At 68.1% G+C, this 22,660-nt stretch carries 20 protein-coding genes; 10 read left to right on the plus strand and 10 right to left on the minus strand.

What is annotated here, in order from left to right; translation table 11 throughout:
- Positions 1-108: 108 nt before the first annotated feature.
- Together maiA and hppD are read left to right on the plus strand one after the other, a co-directional pair.
- The gene (maiA, locus tag PM1_RS24375; protein WP_009618041.1) at positions 109-738 is read left to right on the plus strand and encodes a maleylacetoacetate isomerase; all 630 of its coding nucleotides are present in this window, start codon (positions 109-111) and stop codon (positions 736-738) included.
- A 173-nt stretch (positions 739-911) separates the two neighbouring features.
- Positions 912-1,988: a 4-hydroxyphenylpyruvate dioxygenase gene (gene hppD / locus PM1_RS24380; protein ID WP_009618038.1), complete on the plus strand. Its 1,077-nt coding sequence runs from the start codon at positions 912-914 to the stop codon at positions 1,986-1,988.
- A 208-nt stretch (positions 1,989-2,196) separates the two neighbouring features.
- Here the strand turns inward: hppD and PM1_RS24385 are convergent, their stop codons facing one another.
- The gene (locus PM1_RS24385) at positions 2,197-2,985 is read right to left on the minus strand and encodes an IclR family transcriptional regulator (RefSeq protein ID WP_009618036.1); all 789 of its coding nucleotides are present in this window, start codon (positions 2,983-2,985) and stop codon (positions 2,197-2,199) included.
- A 101-nt stretch (positions 2,986-3,086) separates the two neighbouring features.
- On the opposite strand from PM1_RS24385, the gene hmgA reads away from it, so the two are divergent.
- Positions 3,087-4,376: a homogentisate 1,2-dioxygenase gene (hmgA, locus tag PM1_RS24390; protein ID WP_009618035.1), complete on the plus strand. Its 1,290-nt coding sequence runs from the start codon at positions 3,087-3,089 to the stop codon at positions 4,374-4,376.
- A 5-nt stretch (positions 4,377-4,381) separates the two neighbouring features.
- Positions 4,382-5,686 carry a fumarylacetoacetase gene (fahA, locus tag PM1_RS24395; RefSeq protein ID WP_009618033.1) on the plus strand — a complete coding sequence of 435 codons (1,305 nt, stop codon included), beginning with the start codon at positions 4,382-4,384 and terminating at the stop codon, positions 5,684-5,686.
- 217 nt (positions 5,687-5,903) lie between these two features.
- On the opposite strand, the gene copD is transcribed toward fahA, so the two are convergent.
- From copD to PM1_RS24410, 3 genes are all read right to left on the minus strand, one after another.
- A complete protein-coding gene (gene copD, locus PM1_RS24400; RefSeq protein ID WP_009618031.1) occupies positions 5,904-6,764 on the minus strand; it encodes a copper homeostasis membrane protein CopD in 861 nt (286 codons plus the stop codon).
- 19 nt (positions 6,765-6,783) lie between these two features.
- Entirely contained in the window at positions 6,784-7,149 is a 366-nt protein-coding gene (gene copC / locus PM1_RS24405; protein WP_009618030.1) for a copper homeostasis periplasmic binding protein CopC, read from the minus strand.
- Positions 7,150-7,470: 321 nt separating this feature from the next.
- A complete protein-coding gene (locus PM1_RS24410) occupies positions 7,471-8,334 on the minus strand; it encodes an SDR family NAD(P)-dependent oxidoreductase (RefSeq protein ID WP_009618029.1) in 864 nt (287 codons plus the stop codon).
- Positions 8,335-8,494: 160 nt separating this feature from the next.
- Here PM1_RS24410 and PM1_RS24415 point away from each other — a divergent pair, with 160 nt between their 5' ends.
- Positions 8,495-9,187, plus strand: coding sequence for a Crp/Fnr family transcriptional regulator (locus tag PM1_RS24415; protein ID WP_009618028.1), 693 nt, complete (start codon positions 8,495-8,497; stop codon positions 9,185-9,187).
- Between the two features lie 163 nt (positions 9,188-9,350).
- Here the strand turns inward: PM1_RS24415 and PM1_RS24420 are convergent, their stop codons facing one another.
- The 4 genes from PM1_RS24420 to PM1_RS24435 are packed head-to-tail and all read right to left on the minus strand — an operon-like array spanning position 9,351 to position 12,261.
- The gene (locus PM1_RS24420) at positions 9,351-10,604 is read right to left on the minus strand and encodes an RNA polymerase sigma factor (protein WP_009618027.1); all 1,254 of its coding nucleotides are present in this window, start codon (positions 10,602-10,604) and stop codon (positions 9,351-9,353) included.
- Between the two features lie 9 nt (positions 10,605-10,613).
- Positions 10,614-11,042 (minus strand): YybH family protein, encoded by a 429-nt coding sequence (locus tag PM1_RS24425; RefSeq protein ID WP_009618025.1) that lies wholly within the window; start codon positions 11,040-11,042, stop codon positions 10,614-10,616.
- 15 nt (positions 11,043-11,057) lie between these two features.
- Positions 11,058-11,840, minus strand: coding sequence for a DUF899 domain-containing protein (locus PM1_RS24430; protein ID WP_009618023.1), 783 nt, complete (start codon positions 11,838-11,840; stop codon positions 11,058-11,060).
- Positions 11,841-11,889: 49 nt separating this feature from the next.
- Positions 11,890-12,261 (minus strand): YciI family protein, encoded by a 372-nt coding sequence (locus tag PM1_RS24435; protein WP_009618022.1) that lies wholly within the window; start codon positions 12,259-12,261, stop codon positions 11,890-11,892.
- 353 nt (positions 12,262-12,614) lie between these two features.
- Between PM1_RS24435 and PM1_RS24440 the strand changes: the two genes are divergently transcribed.
- The 5 genes from PM1_RS24440 (at position 12,615) to PM1_RS24460 (ending at position 18,671) form a co-directional block, all read left to right on the plus strand.
- Positions 12,615-13,145: a fimbrial protein gene (locus PM1_RS24440; protein WP_009618021.1), complete on the plus strand. Its 531-nt coding sequence runs from the start codon at positions 12,615-12,617 to the stop codon at positions 13,143-13,145.
- Positions 13,146-13,241: 96 nt separating this feature from the next.
- Positions 13,242-13,970, plus strand: a complete 729-nt coding sequence (locus PM1_RS24445; protein WP_009618020.1) for a fimbrial biogenesis chaperone — start codon at positions 13,242-13,244, stop codon at positions 13,968-13,970.
- A 14-nt stretch (positions 13,971-13,984) separates the two neighbouring features.
- Entirely contained in the window at positions 13,985-16,624 is a 2,640-nt protein-coding gene (locus PM1_RS24450; RefSeq protein ID WP_009618019.1) for a fimbria/pilus outer membrane usher protein, read from the plus strand.
- 20 nt (positions 16,625-16,644) lie between these two features.
- Positions 16,645-17,943, plus strand: coding sequence for a fimbrial protein (locus tag PM1_RS24455; RefSeq protein WP_009618017.1), 1,299 nt, complete (start codon positions 16,645-16,647; stop codon positions 17,941-17,943).
- Complete coding sequence (locus tag PM1_RS24460; RefSeq protein WP_009618016.1) at positions 17,940-18,671, plus strand: fimbrial biogenesis chaperone; 732 nt, start codon at positions 17,940-17,942, stop codon at positions 18,669-18,671. Before PM1_RS24455 ends, PM1_RS24460 begins: the two co-directional genes overlap by 4 nt.
- Positions 18,672-18,680: 9 nt before the next feature.
- On the opposite strand, the gene PM1_RS24465 is transcribed toward PM1_RS24460, so the two are convergent.
- A complete protein-coding gene (locus tag PM1_RS24465; protein WP_009618015.1) occupies positions 18,681-19,331 on the minus strand; it encodes a response regulator transcription factor in 651 nt (216 codons plus the stop codon).
- A 63-nt stretch (positions 19,332-19,394) separates the two neighbouring features.
- A complete protein-coding gene (locus tag PM1_RS24470) occupies positions 19,395-22,658 on the minus strand; it encodes a hybrid sensor histidine kinase/response regulator (RefSeq protein WP_238603213.1) in 3,264 nt (1,087 codons plus the stop codon).
- Positions 22,659-22,660: the final 2 nt, after the last annotated feature.

A 22,660-nucleotide genomic window follows, 5' to 3' on the forward strand; every position in this document is an offset into this window, starting at 1 on the left:
AAGGAGCGCGGGGGCTTGCCCTCGGCGGAAAAATTACGCAGAGTGTAAGGCAATTACGAAAACAACAGTGCCCGCCACGACGCGCACGCTGCCTGCGAGTGAGAGTCCATGGACCTCTACACCTACTACCGCTCCACCTCCAGCTACCGCGTGCGCATCGCCCTGGCCCTCAAGGGCCTGCAGCCCCGGCACGTCCCGGTCAACCTGCTGCAGGGCGAGCACCGCCAAGGCGCTTACCTGGCGCTGAACCCGCAAGGCCGTGTGCCGGCCCTGCGCACCGACGAAGGCGAACTGCTGATCCAGTCGCCGGCGATCATCGAATACCTCGAAGAACGCTACCCCGAGCCCGCCCTGCTGCCGGCCGACGCCCTGCAGCGCGCCCACCAGCGCGGCGTGGCGGCGCTCATCGGTTGCGACATCCACCCGCTGCACAACGTCGCCGTGCTCAACCGCCTGCGCGCCCTGGGCATAGACGAAGACGGCGTGAACCAGTGGATCGCCCACTGGATCGGCGAAGGGCTGAAGGCCGTGGAAGCGCTGATCGGCGACCAAGGCTTCTGCTGCGGCCCGCAGCCGGGCCTGGCCGACGTCTACCTGCTGCCGCAGCTGTACGCCGCCCGCCGCTTCGAGGTGGACCTGAGCCCATTCCCGCGCATACTCAGGGTAGAGCGCCTGGCCCTGGAGCACCCGGCCTTCCGCCAGGCCCACCCGGACGTCCAGGCCGACAAGCCGGCCTGAGGAGCGCGCCATGCACAGCCTCGGATTCAAAGTCACCATCGGCGACTTCCTCGCCCGCAGCGTACGCGGCGTGCCCTGCTCGCCGCCGCGCCAGCCGCGCAGCTGACTCCCCACGACTTTCCGAATCCCGGACGCGCACAAGAAGAAGCGCGTCCACCGCGAGGAACACGAACATGGCAGACCTCTTCGACAACCCCATGGGCCTCATGGGCTTCGAATTCATCGAATTCGCCTCCCCCACCCCCGGCGTGATGGAACCCATCTTCGCCAGCCTGGGCTTCACCAAGGTGGCCAGCCACCGCTCCAAGGACGTGCACCTGTACCGCCAGGGCGAGATCAACCTGATCCTCAACAACGAGCCCAAGAGCCTGGCGGCCTACTTCGCCGCCGAGCACGGCCCCTCGGTGTGCGGCATGGCCTTCCGTGTGAAGAACGCCCACCAGGCCTACGCCCGCGCCCTGGAGCTGGGCGCGCAGCCGGTGGAAATCCCCACCGGGCCGATGGAACTGCGCCTGCCGGCGATCAAGGGCATCGGCGGCGCGCCGCTGTACCTGATCGACCGCTTCGGCGAGGGCTCGTCGATCTACGACATCGACTTCGAGTTCATCGAGGGCGTGGACCGCCACCCCAAAGGCGCCGGCCTGAAGATCATCGACCACCTCACCCACAACGTGTACCGCGGGCGCATGGCCTACTGGGCGGACTTCTACGAGAAGCTGTTCAACTTCCGCGAGATCCGCTACTTCGACATCAAGGGCGAGTACACCGGCCTGACCTCCAAGGCCATGACCGCGCCGGACGGCATGATCCGCATCCCGCTCAACGAGGAATCCTCCAAGGGCGCCGGGCAGATCGAGGAATTCCTCATGCAGTTCAACGGCGAGGGCATCCAGCACGTGGCCTTCCTCACCGACGACCTGGTGAAGACCTGGGACGCCCTCAAGGGCCTGGACATGCGCTTCATGACCGCGCCGCCGGCGACCTACTACGAAATGCTCGAAGAGCGCCTGCCCAACCACGGCGAGCCGGTGGAGGAACTGCGCAACCGCGGCATCCTCCTCGACGGCACCTCCGAGGGCGGCAGCCGCCGGTTGCTGCTGCAGATATTCTCGGAAACCCTGATGGGCCCGGTGTTCTTCGAGTTCATCCAGCGCAAGGGCGACGACGGCTTCGGCGAAGGCAACTTCAAGGCGCTGTTCGAGTCGATCGAACGCGACCAGATTCGCCGTGGGGTGTTGGAGACGAAGTGAGCCAGACCCACCGCTCCGAAGCGCTCTCGTAGGATGGGTTGAGCTTGCGATACCCATCGGGCCACGGTGATGGGTATCGCTTCGCTCAACCCATCCTACGGAGCTTTGTTTGGCCCTGTAGGGCGCATAACGCCTACGGCGTTATCCGCCATCGTCCCCGGCAACGGTGTTCCGGCCAACGGCGGATAACCGCGAACGGTTATCCGCCCTACTCCGGCCTGCGCCCCGCCATCCGCGCGGTAATCGCTGCCGCCGCTTCCTTCAGCAACTCCGCCGCCCGCCCCTGGGTCTCCGCACGAAAGGCACTCGCCGCCCCCACCACCGTCACCACCCCGGCCAGTTGCTCACCCACCGCAAATACCGGCGCCGACAGCGCATTCACCCCCGGCATCAACAGCCCATGCACATGGTGCAAGCCGGAAGCCCGGATCTCCGCCGTCTGCTTGTGCAGTTCCGCCTCGTCCAACGCACCAGGCATGCCCTTCTCCTCCTCGCGCAGCGGCGCGGTCTCGCCGTCGGGCAGGTAGGCGTTGAACACCAGGCCGGTGGACGAGCCCAATAGAGGCAGCACCGAGCCCACCCGGGTGACCAGGGTCACCGCGCGCAGCGGCTGCTCCACCTGCACCACGGTCGGGCCCTTGTTGCCCCACACGGCGAGGAAGCAGGTTTCGTTCAGCTCGTCGCGCAGCGCGCTCAGGTGCGTCGTGGCGGCGCGCACCACGTCCAGCCGGCCGATGGCGGCCAGGCCGACGAACAGCGCCTCCGGGCCCAGGGCATAGTGGTTGGTGGCCGCGTCCTGCTCGGCGAAACCGCTGGCGATCAGCGCCTGCAGGTAGCGGTGGACCTTGGCCGCGGGCATGCCCACGTGCTCGGCCAGGCGCGACAGCGAAGTGGCCGGGGCCAGGTCGGCCAGGCCCTTGAGGATGTCGGTGCCGACTTCGGCGGCCTGCACTTTCTGGCGTTTCGGCGCGTCGCCGGTGTCCCTGGGAATGGCCATGCAATGACTCGTTCGTCGATGGAGGCGCTGTTATAGCTTGACCCCTTCCGGCGTTCAAATTACGTTATTCGTAATTCGATTACAAAAACAACGAGGTCGCCATGTCGTCCGCCGAATCGCTCACCTACCTGTCGGGTTTCAACAACCAGTTCAGCAGCGAGGCCCTGCCCGGCGCCCTGCCCCAGGGGCAGAATTCGCCGCAGCAGGTGCCCTTCGGGCTCTACGCCGAGCAGCTTTCCGGCACCGCCTTCACCGTGCCGCGCAGCGAGGCCCGGCGCACCTGGCTGTACCGCATCAGGCCCTCGGCCAGCCACCCGCGCTTCGAGCGCCTGGCGCGGCAGATTCCCGGCCGCGAACTGGGCCAGGTGAACCCCAACCGCCTGCGCTGGAACCCCCAGGACATCCCCGGCGAGCCCACCGACTTCCTCGACGGCCTGCTGACCCTCGCCGCCACCGCCGACGCCGAGCAGGCCAGCGGCGTCAGCGTGCACCTGTACCGCGCCAACCGCTCCATGGACCGGGTGTTCTACGACGCCGACGGCGAGCTGCTGATCGTCCCGCAACAGGGCCGCCTGCGCCTGGCCACCGAGCTGGGCCGGCTGGACGTCGAGCCGCTGGAGATCGTGGTGATCCCGCGCGGCATGAAGTTCCGCGTCGAACTGCTGGATGCGACCGCCAGCGGCTACATCTGCGAGAACCACGGCGCCGCCCTGCGCATCCCCGACCTGGGCCCGATCGGCAGCAACGGCCTGGCCAACCCGCGCGACTTCCTCGCCCCGGTGGCCCACTACGAAGACATCGACGCGCCGGTGCAGCTGGTGCAGAAATTCCTCGGCGAGCTGTGGGCCTGCGAGCTGGACCACTCGCCGCTGGACGTGGTCGCCTGGCACGGCAACAACGTGCCCTACAAGTACGACCTGCGCCTGTTCAATACCCTCGGCACGGTCAGCTACGACCACCCGGACCCGTCGATCTTCACCGTGCTCACCTCGCCCAGCGACACCCACGGCATGGCCAACGTCGACTTCGTGATCTTCCCACCGCGCTGGATGGTGGCCGAGAACACCTTCCGCCCGCCATGGTTCCACCGCAACCTGATGAACGAATTCATGGGCCTGCTCCAGGGCGCCTACGACGCCAAGGCCGACGGCTTCGCCCCCGGCGGCGCCTCGCTGCACAACTGCATGAGCGCCCACGGCCCGGACAACGCCAGCACCGTGCAGGCCATCGCCGCCGAGCTGAAACCGCACAAGATCGAAAACACCATGGCCTTCATGTTCGAGACCGGCCGCGTGCTGCGCCCGAGCCGCTACGCTCTCGAATGCCCGCAACTGCAGCGCGACTACGACGCCTGCTGGAGCGGCATGGCCAAGACCTTCCAGAGGAACTGAACCCCATGAACCAGGCAGACACCCGCCGCAGCTGGCTCGACTCCGCCAACGGCCACCCCGACTTCCCCCTGCAGAACCTGCCGCTGGGCGTGTTCAGCAGCCCCGGCCGCGAGCCGCGCGGCGGCGTGGCCATCGGCGAGCACATCCTCGACCTGAAGGCGGCGCTGGCCGCCGACCTGTTCGAAGGCGAGGCCCGCCACGCCGCCGAAGCCGCCAGCGGCGCCAGCCTCAACGCCTTCTTCGCCCTCGGCGCCGGCCCGCGCCGCGTGCTGCGCGAGCAGTTGCAGGCGTTGCTGGCCGAAGGCAGCCCGCAGCAGGCGCGGATGCAGGAGCTGGGCGCCAGCCTGCTGCCGGCCCAGGCCAGCTGCCAGCTGCACCTGCCGGCCCAGGTAGGCGACTACACCGACTTCTACGTCGGCATCCACCACGCCAACAACGTCGGCCGCCTGTTCCGCCCGGACAACCCGCTGCTGCCCAACTACAAGCACGTGCCCATCGGCTACCACGGCCGCGCCTCCACCGTGGTCGCCTCCGGCGCCGCGGTGCGCCGGCCCAACGGCCAGACCCTGGCGCCGGGCGCCGAGGCCCCGGGCTTCGGTCCGAGCAAGCGGCTGGACTACGAACTGGAGCTGGGCATCTGGATCGGCCCGGGCAACGAGATGGGCGAGGCCATCGGCATCGGCCAGGCCGAGCAGCACGTGGCCGGCTACTGCCTGCTCAACGACTGGTCGGCGCGCGACGTACAGGCCTGGGAGTACCAGCCGCTGGGCCCGTTCCTGGCGAAGAACTTCGCCACCAGCGTGTCGCCCTGGGTGGTCACCGCCGAGGCCCTGGCGCCGTTCCGCAAGGCCCAGCCGGCGCGCCCGGAAGGCGACCCGCAGCCGCTGCCCTACCTGCTGGACGAGCACGACCAGGCCCAGGGCGCGTTCGACATCCAGCTGGAAGTGCTGCTACAGACCGCCGCCATGCGCGAGCAGGGCATCGAGCCGCTGCGCCTGGCGCTGAGCAACACGCAGAACATGTACTGGACGGTGGCGCAGATGGTCGCCCACCACAGCGTCGGCGGTTGCAAGCTGCAGGCCGGCGACCTGTTCGGCTCCGGCACCCTCTCCGGGCCCGCGCCGGAAGCCTTCGGCAGCCTGCTGGAGAGCACCTTCGGCGGCAAGCAGCCGCTGCAGCTGCCCGGCGGCGAGCAGCGCACCTTCCTGCAGGACGGCGATGAAGTGATCTTCCGCGCCTGGTGCGAACGCGAAGGCTACCCGCGCATCGGCTTCGGCGAGTGCCGCGGAGTCATCCTGCCGGCGCGTTGAAACACCTGTTCGCGGTTATCCGCCGATACACCGGGGCCTCGGCCAACGCCCAGGTCAACCCCGGAGCTGCCGGGGACCAAGGCCAAACGGCGGATAACGCCGTAGGCGTTATGCGCCCTACGCCAGGCCCGACCTTGACGTAGGGCGAATAACCGTTCGCGGTTATCCTCCGCCTGACCTTGGCCCCGCATCGCGCGGAGCCAACCTTGGCGTCCCTCTACCCCGCCGGTGACAACGTCCCCAACAGCGACACGACGGCCACCGCGGCCACCCCGCACACCCACTCCAGCACCACGCTGCGCCGCAGCGCCAGCAGGCGCTTCTCACGGAAGGCCAGCGCCACGCGGTTGAGCAGGGCCAGGGCGAGCATCCCCGCCACCAGCAGCAGCTTGATCGTCAGCACCAGCCCGAAGGTGGAGGTGCGCGGGTCCGGCCATTGCCCGACCAGCGCCCAGACGTTCACCAACCCGCTGGCCGCAACCCCGGCCACCAACAGGTAGCCGACGCCGCTGAAGCGCCGCAGCGCCTCGCCATGGGTGGAATCCGGCGCGCGGTACAGCAGCGCCGCCAACAACAGCAAGCCGCCGAGCCAGGCGCCGGCGCAGAGCAGGTGCAGGGCCTGGTTGAGCATCAGGCCGACGCCGGCCCAGCCATCGAGCATGGCGCCATGGCCCACCGGCGCCAGGCTGGCCAGCACCGCGCCGGCCAGCAGCACGCGCAGCGGGTTGTCCGCCGACAGCGGCAGGCACAGCGCAACCAGCAGCGCGACGTTCGCCAGCAGGTGCCAGGCCCAGACCTGGCCGAAGAAGGTCTGCCCCAGCACCAGCCGCAGCGTCGGCCCATCCAGCGCGGCGGACCAGTCGCCGGCCATGCTCGCCGCCACCAGGCCGAGCCAGGCCAGGCCGCCGAGCAGCGCCAGCGCGGCGGCGATGCGTTGCCCGGCCAGCACGCGGCCGTCCAGCGCAGCGAGCACGGCGGGCTCCTGGCGGCGCAGCACCGCACGGAACAGCGCCACGCCGAACAGCGTCAGGGTCAGGGAAAGGTGCAGAAAGCGGCAGAAGACCAGGGCGTCATCCATGGCGGATGCGGCTCATGGTTCAGGGCGCGACCTTGAAGGCGTAGCTGCCGTTGCTCTTGTGGGTGTCCACCGAAACGGCGTGCCATTCCACCTTGTACTCGCCGGCGGGCAGCGGCTGGTCGAAGGTCACCACCAGCACCTTGGCGTCGCCCTCGGTGGTGGCGATGCCGGCCACCTTCACGGCCTTGCCGTCGGTGGCGGTGACGGTGACCTTGGTGAACTTCGCCTCGACGCCCTCGGAGAAGGTCAGGCGCAGCTCCCTGGGGGCGGCGGCGGTGCTGTCGGCGGCGGGGGTTTCGCTCTTCAGGTGGGCGTGGGCGAAGACGGCGGGGGCGTTGAGAAGGGCGAGCAGGCCAAGGGTGGCGAGCAGGGGGGAACGGCGCATGGCGGGACCTCGAATGGATTGCGGCGCCCGGCAGCTTAGCAAACCCGGCAGCTTAGCAAAGAGGTTGGGGGTGTAGGGGGTTGGTGCTTGCTGGTGGCTTTGGTGCGGTGGTTTTACTCCGCTCCCTCTCCCCAGCCCTCTCCCTGAAGGGAGAGGGGGCTTGTCCGTGCCAGCGGAGAGAATGGTGTTCGCCGGCTGACTCAGGAGTACCCAAGCACACCGAACGGTCCCCTCTCCCTTCAGGGAGAGGGTTAGGGAGAGGGCGCTCTAGAACCCAGCCACCCAACTCCCCTGGAAGCACCATTCGCGAGCAAGACAACATCACCCCTGCAACCGACTCACATCCCCCGGATCGATAGACGCCCCAGCCCCCAACGCCTCCCGCTGCTGCGCCAAACGCGCCCCCTCCTGCGCCGTCAACGCAAAAAGCTTCTCCGGATCAGCCTGCCGCAACTGCAACGCCAGCTTTTCCATCCCCTCGGCCACCACGATGTCATGCTGCCGCGCAGCCAGGCCGGCGAGGATGGTCTGGGCCGCCACCGCCGGGTCGATGCCGTTGTCGATGTTGGTGTCCGAGCGGCCGCGCTGGGTGCCGTTGCCTTCCAGGGAATTCAGCGCGATGGCGGTGCGCACCGAGCCCGGCAGGATCACGCTGACGCCGATGCCGTAGGCCGCCTCCACTTCCGCGCGCAGCGCCTCGAAGTAGCCGACCACCGCGTGCTTGGCGCCGCAGTAGCCGGTGCGCAGCGGCGCGCCGACCTTGCCGGCCACCGAGCTGACCACCGCCAGTTGCCCGCCGCGCTGTTCCACCAGGCGCGGCAGCAGGGCCTGGGTCAGGGCCACGGGGGCCAGGTAGTCCACTTCCATCAGTTGGCGGTAGACCGCAAGGCCGGTGTCCAGGGCCAGGCTGCGCTGGCTGACGCCGGCGTTGTTCACCAGCAGGTCGATGCGCCCGCGCCAGGCCCAGGCCTGCTCCACCAGGGCCGGCAGGCGCTCGTAGTCGGTGCTTTCGAAGGGCAGCACCAGGGCCCGCTGCGGGGCGCGTCCGGCCAGCGCCTGCAGGGCCTCGACGCGGCGGCCGGAGAGGATCACCTCGGCGCCCTGCTCCAGCAATGCCAGCGCCAGCGCCTCGCCGATGCCGGAAGAGGCGCCGGTTATCCACACTACCTTGGCTGCGAAACTCATCTTGTTGTTCTCCTTGGCCTGCGGGCGCACGCCGCCCGCGTTGCCAGGCAGGCTAGGCCAGCGCGTGGCGCAGGACTGCCGGAAACCCGACAATTGCCATGGCTTGCAGCGGCCGGGCAAGGCGGTCAAAGTGCCTCGACCCACTGCCCGAACCCGCCCCATGACCGACACCGAAGCGCTGCTGCAACAGCTGGACGCCAACCCCTGGTTCGCCCGCCTCGCCCCCGCGGTGCGCCATGCCCTGGCCGCCGAGGGCCGGCGCCTGCGCCTGCGCGCCGGCGAGTTCGTGTTCCGCCAGGGCGACCGCGGCGAGCACTTCCTCACCCTGCTGCAGGGCAAGCTGAAGGCCTCGACCCTGCGCGAGGACGGCAAGGAGGCGATCCTCGCGGTGCTGGAGCCCGGCCACTGGTTCGGCGAGGCCTCGATGCTCGACGGCCTGCCGCGCACCCACGACGTGCTCGCCAGCCGCGACAGCGAGGTGCTGGGCGTGGACCAGGCGACCTTCGACCGGCTGATGCTCGACAACGGCTTCGCCCGCGCCGTCTGCGTGCTCCAGGCGCAGCACACGCGCCTGGTCTACCGCCTGCTGGAAGACGCCATGCTGCGCTCCACCCGCGCCCGCATCGCCAGCCGCCTGGAACAGCTGGCGCGCGGCGACGGCAGCATCGACGGCGAGCAGCGCCAGCTGGTGCGCATCAGCCAGGACGAGCTGGCGATGATGCTCGGCATCAGCCGCCAGACGCTGTCCCTGGAACTGCGCGAACTGGTGGCCGGCGGCGCGCTGGAGCTGGGCTACCGGCAGCTGCGCATCGTCTCGCTGGAGCGGCTGCGGGAGATGGCGGCGCAAACGTAAAGGATGGGCTGGGCGTAGGGCGTATAACCGTTCGCGGTTATCCGCCGTTTGGCCCAGGTCACAGCCACGCCAAGGTCAGCCTTGGAGCCGCCTGGACTACGGTCAAACGGCGGATAACGCCGTAGGCGTTATGCGCCCTACGTCGTGGTCGGGCTTGGTGCGGTTACGTTTCCAACTCCCGCAGGCGCTGTTCGAGGAAACGTCGTTCCGGTTCCAGGCGCGTCAGCGTTAGCGCGCGCTGGTACGCCTCGCGGGCTTCGGCGGGGCGGTCCAGGCGTCGGCAGAAATCGGCGCGGGCGGCGTGGGCCAGGTGGTAGTCGGCCAGTTCGCCGCGGGCGAGGATGGCGTCCAGCGCTGCCAGCCCGGCCTCGGGGCCGTCGCGCATGGCCAGGGCCACGGCGCGGTTGAGTTCCACCACCGGCGAGGGCTGCAGTTGCAGCAGCGCGTCGTACAGCGCCACCATCCTCGGCCAGTCGGTGCTGGCCAGGTCCGCCGCCTCGGCGTGCACCGCGGCCAGGGCCGCCTGCAAGGTGTAGGAACCGAAGCGGTGGCTGGCCAGGGCCAGGCCGACCAGGCGCTGGCCCTCGGCGATCAGCCCGGCGTCCCAGCGCGAGCGGTCCTGGTGCTCCAGCAGCACCAGCTCGCCGTGCTCGTCGCTGCGCGCGGCACGCCGCGACTCCTGCAACAGCATCAGCGCCAGCAGGCCCAGCACTTCCGGCTCCGGCAGCAGCTCCAGCAACTGGCGGCCCAGGCGGATGGCCTCGGCGCAGAGGTCGGCGCGGGTCAGGGATTCGCCGCTGGAGGCCGCGTAGCCCTCGTTGAACACCAGGTACACCACGCGCAGCACGCTGGCCAGGCGCTGCGGCAACTCGGCCGGCTCCGGCACCTGGTAGGGAATGCGCGCATCGCGAATCTTCTGCTTGGCGCGGACGATGCGCTGGGCGATGGTCGCGGGCTGCACCAGAAAGGCCCGGGCGATTTCCTCGGTGCGCAGGTCGCAGACTTCGCGCAGGGTCAGCGCCACCTGGGCGTCGGCGGCCAGCGCCGGGTGGCAGCAGGTGAATACCAGGCGCAGGCGGTCGTCCTCCAGGCCTTCATGCTCGGCCTCTTCCTCGCCCTGGGCGTCGATCTCCAGCTGGCGGGCGATCTGCTCCAGCGAGGCGTCGAAGCGCACCCGCCGGCGCAGGTGGTCGATGGCCTTGAAGCGCCCGGCGGAGACCAGCCAGGCCCGCGGGTTATGCGGCAGGCCATCGCGCCCCCACTGCTCCACGGCGGCGGCGAAGGCGTCGTGCAACGCTTCCTCGGCGCGGTCGAAGTCGCCCAGCAGGCGGATCAGCGTGGCCAGCACGCGCCGCGATTCGCGGCGGTAGATTTCATCCACCGTATCGCGCAGCGACGGCGGCGCGTAGTCATGCATGCGGCCGGCTCATGGCTGGGCGTCGAACAGCAGTTGCCCGGTGTGCATGTCGAAGGGAATGGAGAAATGCTCGTGGACGATCTTCCATTCCCCGTCCACCCGCCGCAGGCCTATGCTCGCCCGCACCCAGGAGGCCTTCTCCTCGCCCTTCTCGTCCTTGCCGCCGCAGTACGACAGGTAGTGGCCGAAGGCGACGTCGCCGCCCTGCTCCACCGCCAGGTGGTGGCGCTCGAAGCGCGTCTGCTGGCAGGCCTGCAGGCAGGCGCGCCAGTGCTGCGCGTAGGCCTCGCGGCCGACGAACTGCAGCTGGGCCACGGCGTCGAAGGCCAGCACGTCGTCGCTGTAGTGGCGGACGATGGCCGCGACGTCGCCGGCCTGTACCGCCTCCAGCCAGCCGTCCAGCAGGCGCTGGATGGCCGGGTCGATGGGACTTCCCATGGCGATTCCTCCTCCTCAGGACGCGCAGCAGCCGTGCGGCGGTTGCTCGTCGTCGTAGCGGTCATGGTAGCGCAGCCAGTTCATGCCCTTGCCGTCGAGGTCGGCCATGCCGCCCCAGCCCTCGCCGCGGCCCAGGGGCGTGAGGTCGAGCAGGTGGTAGGTGAACAGCGGCGCCTCCAGCCCGCGGCCGTAGGCGGAGTAGCTGTGGTAGACGCTGTCGCCGTCGCGCAGGAACACGCTCATGCCCGGCTGCTCGCCCTGGATGTGGTAGTCCTGGCCCAGGCGCCGCAGCTCGTCCAGGTCGCGGTAGTTGTATTCGATCGGCGCCACCTTCTCGTCGAGGGTGACGTGGAAGTCGTAGTTGAAGTCGCTGCCGAAGGACGAGTACCAGGGCAGCCGCCAGCCCATGCGCGCGCGGAACGGCGCGATCTCCGCCAGCGGCGCGCGGGACACCAGGGCCAGGGTGGTGCCGCGGGCGTGCAGGTGCTCCAGGCGGCCGAGGTTGTCGACCAGGAAGGAGCAGCCCTCGCAGCCCTCGCCGCGGTCGCGGTGGAACATGAAGTGGTAGACGATCAGCTGCGGCCGGCCCTCGAACAGGTCGAGCAGGCGCAGCGGGCCGTTGGGGCCTTCGAAGCGGTAGTCCTTGTCGATGCGCACCAGCGGCAGCTTGCGCCGCTCGGCGTTCAGCGCGTCGCGGGCGTGGGTGGCCTCGCGCTCCAGCCGCCACAGGCGCTTGCGCGCGGCCAGCCAGTCTTCGCGGGGCACCACGGGCGGCAGGGTGAAGTTGTCGATGCTCATGCTTGGCTCTCCTCTTCGCGCGGCTCGCCGCCGCGGCGGGTGGCGGGGCTCAGCCCCGGGCGGCGAAGTGCTGCTCCCAGTCGCGGATCGGCCGCACCTCGATGCAGCCCAGGCGCCCCGGCGGGATCTTCGCGGCGATCTGGATGGCCTCGTTGAGGTCGCGCGCCTCGATCAGGTAGAAGCCGCCGAGCTGCTCGCGGGTCTCGGCGAAGGGCCCGTCGGTGACCGACAACTGGCCGTCGCGGTGGCGCAGGGTGGTGGCGCTGTCCACCGATTGCAGGGCCTCCACCGCCAGCAGCTGGCCGCGCTCGCGCAGCTGCTGCTCGTAGCCCAGGCACTCTTCCACCACGGCGCGGTAGTCATGGGCGGGCAGCTGCGCGGCGGCTTTCTCGTCCAGGTAGATCAGGCACAGGTATTTCATCCTCGGCTCCTCCGGCGGTGGGACGCAGATACCTATAGTCGCGCCGGACATACAGGGATCGACACCGGACCGGAAAAAACGCGGCGGGCAGACCAACGGTCAGCCAGGGCGTGGCGGAAAGAGACGATTCGCCGCTTCGGAACGGCCAGAAAAATTGATCTAAATCAATCGACTAGATCCCACAAAACTGATCGGGATTAAGAAACATCTGATATCTGACAGATGGCCACTCGGAAATAGTTGTAGGTGTTTTCCGAAGAAGGGCCGACGCCTGGGCAGAGGCTGTTCCACTACCCACGACACGCACCTTGAGGGGAAACACCACCGACAATCTCGATCACTGGGTGAACACCATGAAACTCTCGACTCTGCTCTTCGCTGTAGGCGCGCTTCCGGGCATCGTCCTCGCCGCCCCGACCGTGACCTTCCAGGGCGAGGTCACCGCGCAGACCTGCCAGGCCACCATCAACGGCGAAACCAACAGCATCGTGCTGTTGCCCACCGTCACCGCCACCGAGCTGAGCGGCGCCGGCGCCAAGGCCGGCCTGACTCCCTTCACCATCTCCGTCAGCGATTGCCAGGCACCGACCGGCGACCTGCAGATCACCACCAACTTCCTCGGCCACAACGTCACCACTGGCGGCAACCTGGGCAACATCGCCGCCAGTAACCCGGCTGGCAACGTCGCCATCCAGCTGACCAGCGACGCTGCCGGCACCACGCCGATCGTGCTCAACGGCGTGACCCCGGTGTCCGGCCTGGTGCTGTCCGACGGCGAGACCAGCGCCAGCTACCAGTTCGGTGCCCAGTACATCTCCGAAGACGGCGGCGCCACCGCCGGAGCCGTGACCGCGGTAGCCGAGTACACGCTCAGCTACCTGTAAGCACCCCACGTCCGCCTGCCGGCTGATGGCACGGCGGGCGGACGCTATTCCCGAACTCCGTCTCGGCGTGCGCTGTGTCGCGCGCGGGAGGTTGTCATGTCCACGAATCTGAAACACTTGTCCACTGCCCTCGCCCTGCTCGGTATCCTGTGCCTAGGCCAGGCACAGGCCAGCGTAGTGATGACCGGGACGCGGGTGATCTACCCCGCCGCCGCCAGGGAAAAGACCATCCAGCTGACCAATACCGACGCACACCCCAACCTGGTGCAGGTCTGGCTGGACAAGGGCAACCCGAAGTCCACCGTGGAAAGTGCCGATGCGCCCTTCGTCGCCAGCCCGCAGATCTTCCGCATGGAGCCCCACGCCGGGCAGATGGTACGGCTGGTCTATACCGGCGAGGGCCTGCCGCAAGACCGCGAGTCGGTGTTCTACCTCAATTTCAGCCAGGTGCCGGCGATCAAGGTCCGCGACCAGGACGCCAACAAGCTGGTACTGATGTTCAACAGCCGCCTCAAGGTGTTCTATCGACCCAAGGGCCTGGCCGGCTCGCCGGACGACCTGGCTGGACAGCTGTCCTTTCAGTTGCGTGACGGCTCCCTGCAGGTCACCAACCCCACCGGCTATCACGCGGTGGTGCGCCAGGCCAGCCTGCTGCTGAACGGCAAGAGCGTGCCCCTGGCCGATTCGCTGATGGTGCCGCCGCACTCGCAGACCCAGTGGCGCCCACGCACCCCGCTCGACGCCCCGGGCAAAGCCCGCCTGCGCCTGACGCTGGTCAACGACTACGGCGTCGACGTCACCCGCGAACTGCCCCTGCTGCCCTGATACGGAAGCGCGCCATGGCCTTCCCATTCACGCCTCCGCGTCGCGTCGCGCGCCAGTCGGCAGGACTCGCCGGGCCGGTCCTGCTGCTGTGCTCCGCCGTCGCCATGGCGGTGGGGGGCAGCAAGTCCACGGAGGAGTTGCTGGCGGACAGCTACGTCTTCGATTCCAGCCTGTTCCGCGGCGGCCCGCTGAGCCAGGCGACGCTGTCGCGCTTCAACAAGGTCAACGCAGTCGCCCCGGGTACCTACAAGGTCGACCTGTTCATCAATAACCGTTTCGTCGACCGCACGGACATACGCTTCGTCAATGTCGCCGACAGCCAGGTGCAACCCTGCCTGACGCCAGACCAGTTGCAAGCCTCTGGCATCAATGCCGAGAACATCGGCGACGGCACACCGGAGCATGCTGCCAAAGGTGACTGCGTGCTGCTCGATCAGGCGCTGAAAGGCAGCTCCAGTCAGTTGGACATGGCCCGCCTGCGCCTGGACCTGAGCGTGCCCCAGAGCCTGATGAAACGCATGCCACGCGGCTACGTGAACCCTGCCGACCTGGACGCCGGCAGCGCCATCGGCTTCGTCAACTACATCGGCAATTACTACCACGTGTCCTACACCGGGGATTATTCCGGCAGCCAGGACTCGGCCTACCTGTCGCTCAATGGCGGGGTGAACCTGGGCATGTGGCAGTACCGCCAGCAGTCGAACCTGACCTACGACCGCGACTACGGCAATCATTGGCAGAACATCCGCAGCTATGTGCAGCGGCCGCTGCCGTCCATGGACAGCCAATTGTCGCTCGGCCAGACCTACACCACCGGACGTTTCTTCTCCGGCCTGGCCTACACCGGCCTGAACCTGTCCAGCGACGAGCGCATGCTGCCGGACTCCATGCGCGGCTACGCGCCAATCGTGCGCGGCGTGGCGCGGACCAACGCCAGGGTATCGATCCGCCAGAACGGCCAGGAGATCTACCAGACCACCGTGGCCCCCGGCCCCTTCGAGATCGCCGACCTCTACCCGACCAGCTACAACGGCGACCTGGAGGTCGAGGTGACCGAGGCCGACGGCTCCACCAGCCGCTTCAGCGTGCCCTTCTCGGCAGTGCCCGAATCCCTGCGCCCGGGCATCTCGCGCTACAGTTTCTCCCTGGGCCGCACCCGTGACATCGGCGACGACTCGCTGTTCGGCGACCTCACCTACCAGCGCGGCCTGAGCAATACCGTCACCGCCAACAGCGGCGTACGCGTCGCCGACGGCTACCAGGCGCTGATGCTCGGTGGCGTGTACGCCAGCAGCCTGGGCGCCTTCGGCCTGGATCTGACCTACTCGCGCGCCGACCTGCCGGACATCGGCTACCTCGACGGCTGGATGGCGCACCTGTCCTACAGCCGCACCTTCCAGCCGACCAACACCACCCTGTCCATCGCCGGCTACCGCTACTCCACCAGCGGCTACCGCGACCTCGGCGACGTGCTCGGGGTGCGCGACGCGGCGCGCGATGGCTATACCTGGCAATCCAACACCTACCTGCAGCAGTCACGCTTCGAGGTCTCGGTCAACCAGAGCCTGGGGCGCTACGGCAACCTGTTCCTCTCCGGCTCGACGCAGAACTACCGCGACGGCCGCGACCGCGATACCCAGTTGCAGTTGGGCTACGGCAACGCCTTCAGCAACGGTGTGAGCGTCAACCTATCCGTCGCCCGCCAGCGCATCGGCGGCTACGACTCGCGGGTGCCGGGCGGCTATGACCAGAACGACCCGTCCTACCCTGGCTTCGGCTACAACGGCAGCATTTCCGGCAACGTCGACACCATCACCACCCTCTCGGTGTCCCTGCCGCTGGGCAGCCAGGCCAACACCCGCACGCCAACCCTGAGCAACTCCTACAGCCACAGCACCAGCGGTGGCAGCCAGTACCAGAGCACAGTCTCCGGCATGGCCGACCAGGACCAGACTCTGAGCTACAGCCTGGGCGTCACCCGCGACCAGGAAATGCGCCAGACGGTATGGAACGGCAACCTGCAGAAGCGCCTGCCCAGCACCAGCCTGGGCTTGAGCGCCTCGCGCGGCGACGACTACTGGCAGGCCGCGGGCAACGCCCAGGGCGCCCTGGCCATCCACTCCGGCGGGGTCACCTTCGGGCCCTACCTGGGCGACACCTTCGCCCTTGTCGAGGCCAAGGGCGCCACTGGAGCCAAGGTGCTCAACGCCCAGGGCACCACCATCGACGGCAACGGCTACGCCCTGGTGCCTGCGGTCACGCCGTACCGCTACAACAGCGTGGCCCTCGACCCCCAGGGCATGCAGGGCAAGGCCGAACTGGAAGATGGCGAGCAGCGCGTGGCGCCCTATGCCGGCGCCGCAGTGAAGGTCAGGTTCAAGACCCGTACCGGCAATGCCCTGCTGATCCGCACCCGCCTGGCCAACGGCCAGGCCGTGCCGCCGGGCGCCGAGGCCTACGACGAAAGCGGCAGCGTGATCGGCATGGTCGGCCAGGGCAGCCAGGTCTACGTGCGCAGCGACAAGCTCCGGGGCCGCCTGAGCCTGCGCTGGGGCGAGGACAGCGACGAGCGCTGCAGCCTGCCCTACGACACCACCGGAAAGGACCTGGAACAGGTGCTGATCCGCCTGGAAGCCACCTGCACCCCCGAATGACGGCCGCCAAGGAGACAAGCATGCACAGACGACCTATCCTCTCCGCCGCCCTGCTGTCCTGCACCCTGCTGGGCTTGCCGCTGCTCGGCCACGCCGCCTGCACCATGAGCGGCAAGGCCCAGACCGAAGACACCCGCACGGCGCAGATTCCTTTCGGCAAAATCAACCTCACCGACACTTACCTGCAGCCGGTGGGCAGCCTGCTGGGCAGCGCCCTGGTGCCGCCGACCAACTACACCTACGGCGGCGCCACCGCCTCGACGGTGCTGTGGACCTGCGCCAAGACCGACCTGCCGAACCTCTACTTCCTGGTCGCGACCAATGGCGACAGCCGCGTCGGCGGCCAGCACGAAACCGGCGCGGTCGACGGCTTGAGCGGGGTCTACGCCACCTACTTCTCCTACGTCGGGCTCAAGCTGACCATGTCCGGGGTCACCGTCAGCCGCTACTGGCAGAAGGTCCCGCTCACCACCTACGTCGAATCCGGCAACAACATCCAGATTCGCCTGCAGGACATTCCCCCCCTGCAGGCCGAACTGTACCGCATCAGCACACTCCCCCCCTCCGGCGCCTATGCCTGCGGCGGCCCGCTGGCCCCGCCGCGCAACTACACCTGCGTGCAGCCCAACGCCTACATCCAACTGGTAGGACCGGGCATCAGCCACGACGAAATCGGTGAGGACAGCTACAGCCACTACGATTTCTGGGGTGTCGACAACGGTTTCGGCTACGGTATGCGCGACGCTGCCAGCATCACCCAGACCGCCACCTGCGTGGCGCGCAACGCCACCCCGCTGGTGCTCTTCCAGAGTATCTCGGTGCAGCAATTGCAGGCCGGCGCCAGTACCCAGGCAAACTTCAACGTACAGATCGAATGCAGCAACTCGGCGGCCTCAGGCACCGCCAGCGGGCAAACAGCCATCGGCATCCAGGTGTCGCCGGGCGCCTACAGCGCGGCCCAGAGCCTGGGCCTGGTCAACGGCAGCGGTGGCGTGGAGGCCCTGGTCTCGGACAACTACGGCAACGATCCGAACCTGGCCCAGGGGGTCGGCATCACCCTGAGGAATGCCGGAACCGGCACCGCGATGGTCTTCGTCGGTCAGCCCGGCAACACCGGCAACCTGCCCAGCCAGTACCCGACCGGGCCCAACGCCGGCTGGTACCCGGTGCTGGATGGCGCCAATCCCCTGGGTAGTTCGCAGTCCGGCTACACCAACTACCTGCAGACCTTCACCGCCAGCCTGCAGCAACTGCCGGGCAATACCGCCACGCCCGGCAAGGTACACGCCACAGCCTACGTCCTGGTGAAGGTGCAATGAACACCCTTGCCCGGCTCCTGCTGCTCGCCCTGCTGGCCGCCGGGCTGCCGGCGGCCCAGGCCGGGGTGCTGGCCGGCGGCACCCGGGTGATCTACGACGAGGGCCTGCGCGAACGCTCGCTGATGCTGGCCAACACCAATCCCTACCCGGTGGTGGTGCAGACCTGGGTGGACGGCGGCGGCGGCGCGCCGGAAAACGCGCAGGCGCCGTTCATCGTGTTGCCGGCGGTGTTCCGTATGCAACCGGGCGGCCTGCAGGGCCTGCGCATCATCCACACCGGCGAGGCGCTGCCGCGCGACCGCGAATCGGTATTCTGGCTGAACCTCTATGAAATCCCCCCCCTCGCCGGGCGCAAGGAGCCCGACCCGGCGCGCGTGGAGCTGGCGATGAACACCCAGCTGAAGCTGTTCTATCGCCCGGCGAAGCTGCCGCTGCCGCCGGACCAGGTCGCCGGAAAGCTGACCTTCGACCTGCGCCGCGAGGGCGACGCCTGGTTCCTGGTGTGCCGCAACCCAACGCCCTACCATGCCTCCTTCACCACCCTGGGCCTCAGCGGCGACGGCCGTACCCTGGCCGCGCAGCAGCAGATGGACATGATGACTCCGCCCTTCAGCGAAAAACGCTACCAGCTCGAAGAGGGCGCCCTCCCCAATGGCGCACGGGTCAGCTTCAGGCTGGTGGACGACACCGGCTTCCCGATTCCCGGCGAAGCGCCGCTGGCCCCCTGAGGCGGGCGGTTACTGGAACAGATTGGCCTTCACGCAGAAGGTCAGCAGGGCCTGGTCGCTATCCACCTCCAGCTTGCGCATGGCCGAGATCTTCTGCGCGCTGACGGTCTTCACGCTGCGGTTGAGCACCCGCGCGATGTCACGCACGCTCAGCCCGGAGACGAAGTGGCGCAGCACCTCGAATTCCTTCAGCGACAAACGGGCGATACGCCCTTCCACGTCGTCGTGGCTGGCCAGTACGCTGTTCGGATCCTGCATGCCGGGCCCACGGTAGGCACGGCCCTGGAGTATGACGTCGAGGGCCCTGAGGATCTCGTCGAGGTCACCGCTCTTCAACACCACGCCGGACACACCGAGGTCATACAGGCTGGAAAGGATCAGGCTGTTGCTGAGCATGGTGAAGATCAGCACCCGGGTACGTGGGAAGTTGCGCAGCAGGTAGTCCATCAGCTTCAGGCCATCACCATAGCGCTCGTCCCCGGGCATGCTGTAGTCGGTGATGACGATGTCCGGATCGGTCTGCTGATACAGCGTCACCAGTTCGCTGGGGCTGGAGGCTTCGCCCACCACCTGAAAGCGGCCGTCGCGCTCGAGCATGTCGCATACGCCCATGCGCACGATCGGATGGTCATCGGCTACCACGACTTTGAACTTGTCCATAAACCTCTCTTGGATCCTGACTGCATTGCCGAACCACTGGCCCCGCCGTCGGCGGGGACCTCGTCAGCCCGCTTCCCTCAGGCGCTCCAGCGCCTGCTCGATGCGTCCGAGTACCTGCGCCGTCTCGCTGGCCGTACATCCCAGGCGGCCCTCCATGAGGCCTTCCTCGACCTCCCGGCAGGCCATTACCAGCGCCTGTGCGCGCGCCACCGCCAGGGCCCCGGCCATGCGGTGCACGCCCTGCCGCAGCGCCTCCGCGTCGCCCCGGCCGGCAGCCTCGCGGGTCGCCGCCAGATCCTTGCCCATGGTCTCCAGGAACAGCGAGCGCATGCGCTCGGGCACCTGCAAGGGCTCCTCCGCCATGGCCGGCTCGCTGGACTCCTGCGGCGCAACCAGGCCGGGCTTACCGACCAGTTCGCCGAGCAGATCGTTGAGGGTCCGCAGGCTGATCGGCTTGACCAGCCAGGCATCCATTCCCACCGCCCGGCAGCGCTCGCCCTCTTCACGCAAGGCGTTGGCGGTGACGCCGATGATCGGGAGAGTCTCTCCGCGCCCGCGCAACGCCTGGGTCAGCTCATACCCATTCATGTTAGGCATGTTGACGTCGCTGAGCAGCACATCGAAGTGGCGGTCGTCGAATAACCGCAGGGCCTCCCGACCATCGCTGGCCAGGCTCACGCTGCAGCCCAGCTCTTCGAGCTGCTCGCACAACAGCGTCTGGTTGATCGGATTGTCCTCGGCAACCAGCACGTGCAGACCCAGGCCCTCGGAGCGGATGTTCGCGGTCGCGCGGGCCGGCGCCGGCAGCTCGCTACCCTGGGCCAGCGCCAGGGCCAGGGCAATGCCCGTCAGGCTATAGAGGCTGACGTACCAGCCATCCTCGCGCAGCTCAGGCTGGGTGGGTGCATCAGCCGTCGCACATACCCGCGGCCCCGACCAGGCTCGGGGCTCCGCCGCCGGTAGTAGTTCCAGCAATACCGCTCCCCCGTAGCCGTCGGACGATGGCTCGCCGCCAAGCACATTGCAGCCCCAGCACTCCAGCCAGGCAGCAACGCTGTCGGCCAGTTCGCGGACCGGCGAATGGACGTATACGGGGCCGGGCCGCAGGCACGCCGGATGGAAGGCCAACCCCTGGCGCCCACCCTCGGGCAGTTCGAGCAACAGGCTGAAGCTGCTGCCCAAGCCCACTTCGCTGACCACTCGCAAGCTGCCGCCCATCATCTCGGCCAGGCGCCAGCTGATCGACAACCCCAAGCCGGTACCGCTGGTGTGGTGTACCCCGGGCACCTGGTAGAAAGCCTCGAACAAGCGCCCCTGTTGTTCCTCGGCTATGCCAGCGCCGGTGTCGGCGACCTGCCATTGCAGATTGGCACGGCCGTTCTCGCGGGCCAGCAACTTCAGGCGCAGCACCACACGACCGATATCGGTGAACTTCAGCGCGTTGCTCACCAGGTTGTTGAGGATCTGGCGGATGCGTGCGGCGTCGCCCAGCAGTTGCGCCGGCACCCCCGCATCAATGCAAGCATAGAATTGCAAGCCCTTCGCCGCGGCGCTGGCGGCATAGTTGCGCAGCACTTCCTCCACAAGCTCCGCGGGGTTGAATGCGGCGGGGTTCAGGGCCATCTGCCCGGCCTCGATCTTGGAAACGTCGAGCACGTCGCTGATCAACTGCAGGAGGGTCGACGAGGAGTTCTGGATGGTGCGCAGGTAGGCTCGCTGCCGGCTGTCCAGGTCGGTCAGGCCGAGCAGTTCCAGAGTGCCGAGCACACCATACAGGGGGGTGCGGATCTCATGGCTCATGCTCGCCAGGAACAGCGTCTTGGCCTGGCTGGCGGCATCGGCCGCGCGCTTTGCGCTGGCCAGCGCCTCCTCCGCCTCGCAGTGCACGGTGATATCGTTGAACACGCACAGCACCGCCTCGACACCGGCATAGCGAGTCGCCGCGAAGGCTGCCTGCAGGTAGCGTCCGCCGACCTGGATGCAGATGCCCCCGGGCACCTGGCCATGCGACTCGAAAAGGTTCCAGCCGGCGGTCAGGGCGAGGATGTCCGCCTCGTCGCCCAACCACTGCGCGGCCAGGTGATTGCAGGTGACCAGTTTCCGACCGTCGTGGCTGAGCACCACCAGAGCCACGGGCGCGGTCTGGATCAGGGTACGGCTGAAGGTATCGCTCTCGACCAGTTGCCGGTGCGCCCGGTGCACCGGGCGCACCACGCGGCGGGCATACCAGCGCAAGCCCAACCAGCCGGTCAGCAGGAAGCCGGGCAAGAGCAGCAGCAGGCCCGCCAACAGCCACTGGGCCTGGCGGAAGAAACTGGCGTAGTCGATCCGGTAGACGGCAGTCCAGCCGCTCTCCGGCTGGCTGCGCAACTGGATCAGAATGCCCTGGCGACTCAGGTTCAGGCCATCGACCAGGTCCGCCGGCGGTGCTGTCCCCACCAGTATCTCGCCATCCGGCGAAGCCAGGCTGAAGGACGCGAAGGCCGGACGCTCCATCAATTGTTCGAAATCGTTGATACGCCCCAGGTCGAGCAGGCTCGCGGCGACGATCGAGCGGCGCGTTTCGCCCTGCCACCACAGCGGAGCGGGCAGCTCAACGCCGACGTAGCCGAGCAGCTCCCGGGCCTGACCGCGGTAGTGGTCGGCACGCGCCCAGTGCACGCGCAGGTCGTCGCTCCCTGGTGGCCGCTCGTGCAGACGCGCGAGGATACGCGCGGCGAGCTCCGGGTAGGTATCGCGCGGACCGTCATGCGTCGCCGAGGTATCGATGGCCGGCACCGCCAGGTTGGTGTCGCCGTTCAGGTCGAAGACCAGCAGCTGCGGCGCCGGGTATGGCGAGATACTCCAGAAGCTGCCATAGAAGTTGGCCAGCAGCACGCCCAGGGAGAAGGGTCCCCACGAACCGCCTTCGTCCAGCTCGCGCCCGGTGGCCAGGATGAAAGGCATGGCAAAGGAGAACTCGCGCCCTTCATAGATTTCCAGGCCGCTTTCCCGCGTCAGCAGCCGACGTTGCAATGGCACGACATCCTGGTCCTTCTTCTGGGTGGCATCATCGCTTTTCTGGGCAATGCGGGCGAGAAAGGTCTCATGCTCGCGGATATCCCCCATCAGGCGGGTGAAGTGGAAGCTGACTTTGTCCTTCTCTTCCTCGACCACCCGCCCCAGCGCCCAGTAGCAGATGCCGAACAGCGACACGGCCAGCACCGCTACGCAGAGCAGGCCGATGTTCAGGCCCTGCGAAATGCTCGCCCATTTCAGCAACAATCTGTTGTCGTGTTCCACGGAGCGATCGGACTTCACGAGACACGGTTCCTTCAGCAGCGACAATG

The organism is Pseudomonas sp. M1, assembly GCF_022760135.1.
In the GTDB taxonomy this organism is placed as follows: Bacteria; Pseudomonadota; Gammaproteobacteria; order Pseudomonadales; family Pseudomonadaceae; genus Pseudomonas; species Pseudomonas citronellolis.

Excerpts from the sequence above, each read along its gene's own strand:
- maiA (WP_009618041.1), top strand. The coding sequence starts at position 109 with ATGGACCTCTACACCTACTACCGCTCCACCTCCAGCTACCGCGTGCGC.
- hppD (WP_009618038.1), top strand. The coding sequence starts at position 912 with ATGGCAGACCTCTTCGACAACCCCATGGGCCTCATGGGCTTCGAATTC.
- PM1_RS24385 (WP_009618036.1), bottom strand. The coding sequence starts at position 2,985 with ATGGCCATTCCCAGGGACACCGGCGACGCGCCGAAACGCCAGAAAGTG.
- hmgA (WP_009618035.1), top strand. The coding sequence starts at position 3,087 with ATGTCGTCCGCCGAATCGCTCACCTACCTGTCGGGTTTCAACAACCAG.
- fahA (WP_009618033.1), top strand. The coding sequence starts at position 4,382 with ATGAACCAGGCAGACACCCGCCGCAGCTGGCTCGACTCCGCCAACGGC.
- copD (WP_009618031.1), bottom strand. The coding sequence starts at position 6,764 with ATGGATGACGCCCTGGTCTTCTGCCGCTTTCTGCACCTTTCCCTGACC.
- copC (WP_009618030.1), bottom strand. The coding sequence starts at position 7,149 with ATGCGCCGTTCCCCCCTGCTCGCCACCCTTGGCCTGCTCGCCCTTCTC.
- PM1_RS24410 (WP_009618029.1), bottom strand. The coding sequence starts at position 8,334 with ATGAGTTTCGCAGCCAAGGTAGTGTGGATAACCGGCGCCTCTTCCGGC.
- PM1_RS24415 (WP_009618028.1), top strand. The coding sequence starts at position 8,495 with ATGACCGACACCGAAGCGCTGCTGCAACAGCTGGACGCCAACCCCTGG.
- PM1_RS24420 (WP_009618027.1), bottom strand. The coding sequence starts at position 10,604 with ATGCATGACTACGCGCCGCCGTCGCTGCGCGATACGGTGGATGAAATC.
- PM1_RS24425 (WP_009618025.1), bottom strand. The coding sequence starts at position 11,042 with ATGGGAAGTCCCATCGACCCGGCCATCCAGCGCCTGCTGGACGGCTGG.
- PM1_RS24430 (WP_009618023.1), bottom strand. The coding sequence starts at position 11,840 with ATGAGCATCGACAACTTCACCCTGCCGCCCGTGGTGCCCCGCGAAGAC.
- PM1_RS24435 (WP_009618022.1), bottom strand. The coding sequence starts at position 12,261 with ATGAAATACCTGTGCCTGATCTACCTGGACGAGAAAGCCGCCGCGCAG.
- PM1_RS24440 (WP_009618021.1), top strand. The coding sequence starts at position 12,615 with ATGAAACTCTCGACTCTGCTCTTCGCTGTAGGCGCGCTTCCGGGCATC.
- PM1_RS24445 (WP_009618020.1), top strand. The coding sequence starts at position 13,242 with ATGTCCACGAATCTGAAACACTTGTCCACTGCCCTCGCCCTGCTCGGT.
- PM1_RS24450 (WP_009618019.1), top strand. The coding sequence starts at position 13,985 with ATGGCCTTCCCATTCACGCCTCCGCGTCGCGTCGCGCGCCAGTCGGCA.
- PM1_RS24455 (WP_009618017.1), top strand. The coding sequence starts at position 16,645 with ATGCACAGACGACCTATCCTCTCCGCCGCCCTGCTGTCCTGCACCCTG.
- PM1_RS24460 (WP_009618016.1), top strand. The coding sequence starts at position 17,940 with ATGAACACCCTTGCCCGGCTCCTGCTGCTCGCCCTGCTGGCCGCCGGG.
- PM1_RS24465 (WP_009618015.1), bottom strand. The coding sequence starts at position 19,331 with ATGGACAAGTTCAAAGTCGTGGTAGCCGATGACCATCCGATCGTGCGC.